This window comes from Streptomyces tricolor (assembly GCF_002155905.1).
GTDB lineage: Bacteria > Actinomycetota > Actinomycetes > Streptomycetales > Streptomycetaceae > Streptomyces > Streptomyces tricolor.
Genome location: NZ_MUMF01000594.1, coordinates 1 through 4,475 on the forward strand (window position 1 = coordinate 1; position 4,475 = coordinate 4,475).

Consider the following 4,475-nt stretch of genomic DNA (forward strand, 5'->3'; position numbering starts at 1 on the left):
CGCGACGGCGTCGGCTGCGAGCGCGAGGCAGCAGACCCTGGGCGTGGGGCGGCGGGCCGGGCGCGAGGCGGCGGGCCGCGGGCACGAGGCAGCAGACACCGGGCGCGGGACGGTGGGCCGCGGACGCGAGGCAGCAGACACCGGGCGCGGCGCGGCGGGCCGGATGCTCGGCAGCGGCCGGGCACGGGGCCGGACGCTCCGCAGCGGGCCGTAACCCACCTGGACGAGTCCGCGTGGCCGCCCCCCTCCCCCGCTCCTAGCGTGAGGGCATGACCGCCCCGATACCCAGGGAGATCCCGGACCTGCCCGCGGTCCCGGGCCCGCCCGTGCTGCTGCCCGCCCCGGTCCCGGCCACGGCGGTGGTGGCCCCGGTCCGCCGCCCCCTGGCCGCGCTGTTCCGCCTCCTGATCGCCGTGGCGGCGGCCGGCGGAGTCGCCCTGGAACTCCTGCTGGGCGCCCCGGCCCGCATCCTGAGCTACTTCAGCGTCCAGGCCACCGTCCTCCTGGCCGTGGTCATGCTCCTGTCGGCCGGCCGGGCCTGGCGGGCCCGCCGCCCGCTCCCGTCGGCGGTGACCGGCGCCGCACTCCTCTACGCCCTCACCTCGGCGCTGGTCTACCACCTGCTCCTGGGCCACGCCACGCCCCCGTTCTCGATGACCGACGCGACGACGCCCCCGGAGCGCTGGCACGCCCAGTGGACGGCCCTCCAGGTGCTCCACATCGTGGTGCCGGCGGCGGCTCTGCTGGACTGGCTCCTGCTCACCCCCGCGGCCCGCCTCCACCTGCGTCAGACCGCGGCCTGGCTGCTCTATCCCCTGGCGTACCTGGTCTTCTCCCTCATCAGGGCCGCCTTCCTCCCCCCGGACGGCCCCGCCCGCTACCTCTACCCGTTCCTGGACGTGACGGCCCACGGCTACCGCAGCACCCTGGCCAACGCCCTCCTCCTGGGCCTCGCGATCTACACCCTGGCCGTCCTCCTGGTGGCCCTGGACCACATCCGCCCGACCCCGGTCCGCCACCGCTGCTGAATCGGATTTCGTCTCCAGCCCCCGGTGGGCTAAAGTAAACGTCGTCGCCGCGAAGAGCAGCGACACCGGGGTGTAGCGCAGCTTGGCAGCGCGCTTCGTTCGGGACGAAGAGGTCGTGGGTTCAAATCCCGCCACCCCGACAGCCAAGTAACAGGTCAGAGGGCCCTTACCGATTCGGTGAGGGCCCTCTGGCTTTCCTGCGTGACTATCTGCGTGACTATCGATTTCCGAGTGTCTACGAGCGTCGCGGGTCGGTGCCGAAGATCCCGTCCATGACCACGGCACCGGTCTGGATCACGGGCCGGATCTGCTTCCGGTAGACCTCCTCGGTCACGGCCGTACCCGAGTGCCCGACGAGCCGGGAGATCTCCTCCAGCGGCACCCCCTGGTCGGAGAGCAGGGACACGAAGCTGTGCCGCAGTTCCCTCGGGGTCCACTCGTCGGGGTTGATCCCGTCGATGCCCTTCAGCGCCTGACGGAAGGCGCGGCGGACGTTCGCGGCGTCGAGCGGCTTGCCCACGGCCGAGGAGAAGACGAGGCCGTGTTCCTCCCACTTGTCGCCGGCGGCGAGCCGGTCCCAGCCCTGGTCCTCGAACTGCTGCCAAAGGGCTTCGACGCAGCGCGTCGGCAGGGCGAGGGTGCGCCGGGACTTCCGGGTCTTGGTGTCTCCGCCCCGCCGGACGGAGCGCCATACCGCGATGTGCGGAGGCTGCGGCGGGTCGGCGTCCGGCTTGCCCTTCAGGAAGACGTGGTCCCAGGTGAGGGCCCGCAGTTCCTCGGTGCGTGCGCCGGTCAACAGGGCGACGACGATGTACGCGTACATCGAGGTGCCCTCGGCGCCCTTGAGCACGGCCTCAGCCTGGGCGAAGGTGAGCGCCTTGGAGGGGCGCCCCTCCTGTCCCTGTGGGACCGAACACAGCTCGACGACGTTCCGCTTCACCTTGTCCCGGGCCATGGCCCGCTTGACCGAGCGGTTCAGGCACGAGTGGATCGACTGGAGGGTGCGCGTGCTGAGCGTCTTCGCCTTGGTGGCCAGCCAGCGGTCCACGTCCTCCGCGCTCAGGTCGCGGAGCTTGCGCGCGCCGAGCGACGGGATGACGTGGGTCTGGCACAGGATCGCGCAGGTCTTGGCCGTACTGGTGTCGACGCCCACCAGGCCGTACGCGAGCCAGTCCGTCACCGCGTCCTTGACCGTGTAGTTGGTGGGCGCGATAGCCAGACCGTCCTCGTGGTCCCGCAATACCTCCTTGAGCTTGTTCTTCGCCTCGGTCTTCGTCTTGCCACTCCCCCGCTTGACGATCCGCTTGCCGCTCGGATCGAAACCCAGGCTCGCCGTGGCGATCCACCGTTGCCGCTTCTCGTCCCAGTGCAGGCCGCCGTCACCACGGCTCCGACGCTTGGTCATCAGGCCGCACGCTCCATCTGTCCGGCGATGAAGTCGCCCAGGGCGGATGCGGGGATACGCCGGCACCGGCCGATGGTGACCGAGGGCAGCCGCCGGGTGCGGATCAGGTCGTACACCGTAGACCGGCCAACCCTGAGGCGGGCCATCACCTCGGTGACGGTGAGCAGTTCGTCATCACGCATGGTCAGGTTCTCCTTGCATGGTGGGGGCAGTGGAGCGCAAGGACGCGAAGAGGGATTCGGCCGCAGTGAGACCCGTGCCGGCGAAGCGCCAGTGGGTGATGACCAGGACGGTGTCCGGGTCGGGCAGGGGGTGGCCCGCTTCGGCCGCGCGGGCGCGGGTCAGGGCTTCGTTGTGGTCGGCGCGTTCCTGGCGGAGGGCGCCGAGGGTGACGGAGTAGGTGCGGGACTTGGTGGAGAAGTGGCCGCGGAAGCCGAGCATGTGGGCCCATTTGCGCAGGCGCAGCGGTTCGAGTTCGGGGAGCGCGCCGAGGTGCCAGCAGGTGAGGATCATCCGGCGGGCGTGGTCGGTGACACCGGAGCCGATCAGGTCGGTGATCGGGTTACGGATGGGCCGGTCGAGGGTGCCGGCCGTCTCGGCTCCCTTGGTGGCGTACTTGGCGATGTAGGCGGCCACGGCCCGGCTGGACAGCTCCGAGGTGCCCGCGAAGTCCGCCGAGCGGATGGGGCGGATGTCGAGCTGGTCGCCGAAGCGGAAGGCGTAGGCGCGGCCGTCGATGACCGGGCCGGGTGTCTCGGCGAGGCGGGCGGCCGAGCGGATCGCGTCGGTGAGGAGTTCGGTCGTGGCCCAGGCGGGCGGGTCGTCCTCCGCGCCTCCGGGGCCGTCGAGGCGGATGACCGCGTGGAAGTGGACGGCACCGCGCCGCTGGTACTCGGCGACCTTGGCGTACGACACCCGGACGCAGTCACGCGCCGCGGAGCGGGTGAGGCCCGCGCGGGAGGCGATCTGCTGGCGCAGGTAGGTGGCGAACCGGCCCCAGAGGGCACCGGCGTGCGCGTTCCAGAGGACGGCCGCCCGGTAGTCGTAGCGCTCCGGGTCGAGCGGCGTGCCCAGAGCGGGGTCGTCCTCGGTGTGCGTACGTCCGCAGCGGCACCGGCCGCCGGCCGGGCGGTTGTGGACCGGGCCGAAGGACGGCGCGGTGAAGGTGGCGAAGACGCGGGGGTGCCGGGCGACCGCCGGGCCGATGCCCTTGCCACCGCTCAGCCCGGCCGTGACGAGGTGGAAGGTGTCTTTGCGGTACGTCTCCGCGCAGGTGGCACACCGGGTGGCGCGACGGTTGTTGCAGCGGATGAGGAGCTGTCCGGCCGGAAGGTCCCGGTCGGTGATCTCCCGGACGATCTCACCGGTGGTCGCGTGGACGTCGAGCCGGTGACCCTCCATCCGTACGGGCCGCTCGCAGCCGCCGAGGCGCTGGATCTGCCGGGCGTAGGAACCGAGGTCGCCGTGCCGGGCGAGGGCGGCCAGGTGACGGATGGCTCCAAGGGGAGCCGGTGGGCGCATGTGCAGGTTCCTCCTTGTGGTGCGGGTGTTGGGGCCCGCCCCGACTGTCTAGGGGACTAGACAGTCAGGGCAGACGAAAGGAGTCGTTGGTTCAGCGGCGGGTGAGGAGAGAGCGGAGAACGACGGCGCACACGGCGACCGATGTCGCGGTCACGGTGACGGCGAGCAGCATGGAGACGAGGACGGCACCCACGACCAGGACCACGGCGGTGCCGCCGCCGACGAGGGCGAGTGCCGTGCCGGGCGTCAACTGGACGGTCGGTCGGGACGGCACCGGACGAGCGGGCGTCGATGGCGTGGCCGGGGTGACTGCGGTCGGTTCCACGACAGTGGCGGGCGTGACGACCGGAACGGTCGGTTGCGGCATGGTGGGGACCTTCGGCCGGATCATGAGCAGGGCTCCTTACGGGTCACTTGAGGAGGGAGTCGATGACGGGGGCCAGCAGGCTGTCGGTCAGCAGGTAGCCGCCGAGGAGGAGCACGGCGACGAGCCACCAGGGCGGGCGGATGAGCTTGACGCC

At 71.6% G+C, this 4,475-nt stretch carries 6 protein-coding genes and 1 tRNA gene; 3 read left to right on the forward strand and 4 right to left on the reverse strand.

Annotated features, from left to right (window positions below; all coding sequences use genetic code 11):
• The 3 genes from CCN44_RS45720 to CCN44_RS34640 all read left to right on the forward strand — a co-directional run.
• Positions 1-214: hypothetical protein (locus CCN44_RS45720; protein ID WP_414820539.1), on the forward strand; the 214-nt coding region annotated here is incomplete at its 5' end.
• A 55-nt stretch (positions 215-269) separates the two neighbouring features.
• A complete protein-coding gene (locus CCN44_RS34635; protein ID WP_086702407.1) occupies positions 270-1,028 on the forward strand; it encodes a Pr6Pr family membrane protein in 759 nt (252 codons plus the stop codon).
• 66 nt (positions 1,029-1,094) lie between these two features.
• Positions 1,095-1,168, forward strand: a tRNA-Pro gene (locus CCN44_RS34640).
• Between the two features lie 95 nt (positions 1,169-1,263).
• Here CCN44_RS34640 and CCN44_RS34645 read toward each other — a convergent pair.
• The 4 genes from CCN44_RS34645 to CCN44_RS34660 form a co-directional block, all read right to left on the reverse strand.
• A complete protein-coding gene (locus CCN44_RS34645) occupies positions 1,264-2,433 on the reverse strand; it encodes a site-specific integrase (protein ID WP_086702410.1) in 1,170 nt (389 codons plus the stop codon).
• Positions 2,433-2,615: a helix-turn-helix domain-containing protein gene (locus CCN44_RS34650; RefSeq protein ID WP_030782002.1), complete on the reverse strand. Its 183-nt coding sequence runs from the start codon at positions 2,613-2,615 to the stop codon at positions 2,433-2,435. Before CCN44_RS34650 ends, CCN44_RS34645 begins: the two co-directional genes overlap by 1 nt.
• Positions 2,608-3,954 carry a replication initiator gene (locus CCN44_RS34655; protein ID WP_086702413.1) on the reverse strand — a complete coding sequence of 449 codons (1,347 nt, stop codon included), beginning with the start codon at positions 3,952-3,954 and terminating at the stop codon, positions 2,608-2,610. Before CCN44_RS34655 ends, CCN44_RS34650 begins: the two co-directional genes overlap by 8 nt.
• Before the next feature lie 91 nt (positions 3,955-4,045).
• Entirely contained in the window at positions 4,046-4,345 is a 300-nt protein-coding gene (locus CCN44_RS34660; RefSeq protein WP_086702416.1) for a SpdD-like protein, read from the reverse strand.
• Between the last annotated feature and the right edge of the window lie 130 nt (positions 4,346-4,475).

Excerpts from the sequence above, each read along its gene's own strand:
- CCN44_RS34645 (WP_086702410.1), bottom strand. The coding sequence starts at position 2,433 with ATGACCAAGCGTCGGAGCCGTGGTGACGGCGGCCTGCACTGGGACGAG.
- CCN44_RS34635 (WP_086702407.1), top strand. The coding sequence starts at position 270 with ATGACCGCCCCGATACCCAGGGAGATCCCGGACCTGCCCGCGGTCCCG.
- CCN44_RS34655 (WP_086702413.1), bottom strand. The coding sequence starts at position 3,954 with ATGCGCCCACCGGCTCCCCTTGGAGCCATCCGTCACCTGGCCGCCCTC.
- CCN44_RS34650 (WP_030782002.1), bottom strand. The coding sequence starts at position 2,615 with ATGCGTGATGACGAACTGCTCACCGTCACCGAGGTGATGGCCCGCCTC.
- CCN44_RS34660 (WP_086702416.1), bottom strand. The coding sequence starts at position 4,345 with ATGATCCGGCCGAAGGTCCCCACCATGCCGCAACCGACCGTTCCGGTC.